The sequence below is a fragment of the Kovacikia sp. CALU 1929 genome, assembly GCF_056784235.1.
In genome coordinates this window covers 1-1,366 of the sequence record NZ_JBXBCF010000008.1, presented here as the reverse complement: position 1 = coordinate 1,366, position 1,366 = coordinate 1, and the positions used below count along the sequence as shown (strand labels likewise).

The 1,366-nt window shown below is 48.0% G+C and carries 2 protein-coding genes and 1 pseudogene; 1 reads left to right on the top strand and 2 read right to left on the bottom strand.

All coding sequences use genetic code 11. The features are described 5' to 3' along the window. Both AC1S52_RS00615 and AC1S52_RS00610 read right to left on the bottom strand, forming a co-directional pair. The coding region (locus AC1S52_RS00615; RefSeq protein WP_482027103.1) for an IS701 family transposase at positions 1-777 on the bottom strand (777 nt) is incomplete at its 3' end. 273 nt (positions 778-1,050) lie between these two features. Continuing rightward, positions 1,051-1,179: a transposase gene (locus tag AC1S52_RS00610; protein WP_482027102.1), complete on the bottom strand. Its 129-nt coding sequence runs from the start codon at positions 1,177-1,179 to the stop codon at positions 1,051-1,053. Between the two features lie 64 nt (positions 1,180-1,243). Between AC1S52_RS00610 and AC1S52_RS00605 the strand changes: the two are divergent. After that, positions 1,244-1,366 (top strand): annotated as a pseudogene (locus AC1S52_RS00605) (HEAT repeat domain-containing protein); the annotation flags it as partial.

The window sequence follows — 1,366 nt, the reverse complement described above, 5'->3', positions numbered from 1 at the left end:
ACGAGTGCCATAGATAATCTCGCGCCGATAGCGGACTTCAGTTTCACCATGGCTGAAGGTGCGGGTGAACTTCTCCCAAGGTTCTGCCGTTACCTCTTGGTCTTGCGGTAACCAGACCCCGTGATTCGAGCGAATCGCAACAATGTAAGGCAACTTGAGCGAAACCAGCGTTGAAATAAAGTTACACTCACTCTCACCATCCAAACTATCGGCTAACACCAGCTCAAACTGGAATCCCATTGCCATCAACTCACGCATCATCGTGGCAGCGATTTGCGGTTTCGTCTGGTAGACCTCTCCGGGCTTGAGCCGTTCTCTCGGCTTGTACACCTCAAAGCACAACGGTAAAATCATGCCCTTAAATAACCCGTAAGCGGTGACCACCACAATGCCATTCTCTCGTTTGCCGACATTGCCGATGTATTGTCGTTTCACATAATCCGTACTGTCTCCTTTTTTGCAATCTCCGGTCTCATCAATTAGCAGGACCATCGCTTGTTTCTGAGTCAATTCCAAGATTAGATTTAAGCGACGCTGCCGCAGCCGCCTCACTGACCAGGGAGACTCCGTTAACAAGTTGTGTAAGCCTTGTTCATTGTCTAATCCAACTGCTTTGGCAATGGCTGGCAAAGTCTTGCGTTTGAGATCTGAAATCATCCCGATATGCAGATATTTGAACCCTTCAAAGCTCCGCACCTCTGGGAATAAGTCAGCATACAGCTCACAATACTCATCGACGAATCGGAGCGTTGGACGAGCTTCACGCGGCGTAACCATACCCTTCAAATTAGCAACAGGAACATAATCTCTATTCTAACTATTCCTCGCTAGAAGGATGGAAGAGGGATATCCCTCATGTGTCACTCTAGTTAAAGTAAAATCCAGGCAAAACGCTGAAAGTCTTTCACCTTCTGCTGTCTGGCATATACGCTTCATTGTCAAAGGTTTTGAAATATCGGAAATAAGCTGTATATGCTAGGACTCAAGCCGTATAGGAGCTTCAGCATTTTTGACTAGATTTGCTTTCTCGAAAGTGATTCAAGAGGGATATTAGCCGTGAAAACAACTCAACTGCTGTTGCCCGTGTGTCGGGTCATCCCAACCATCAATGTCCAACACAATGTCTGTCGGTGCCTGCGGATATTGCCTGATAAAGCCATCAACCATACGGCTTCGCATCCGCGGACTTCCCGTTTACTGATGGGGTTCTCCAGGCGAGTGATGGTCGGTAGAAGCGGTTGATCACATTCTGCGGTTTGCTCAGTCAGGGGATTGGTTAGTGCGCCAACGGCTGGCAGAGGCACTGGGCAATATGCCTACACCCAAGAGCATTTCGGCTCTGAAATATTTGAAAAAGGACAACCAC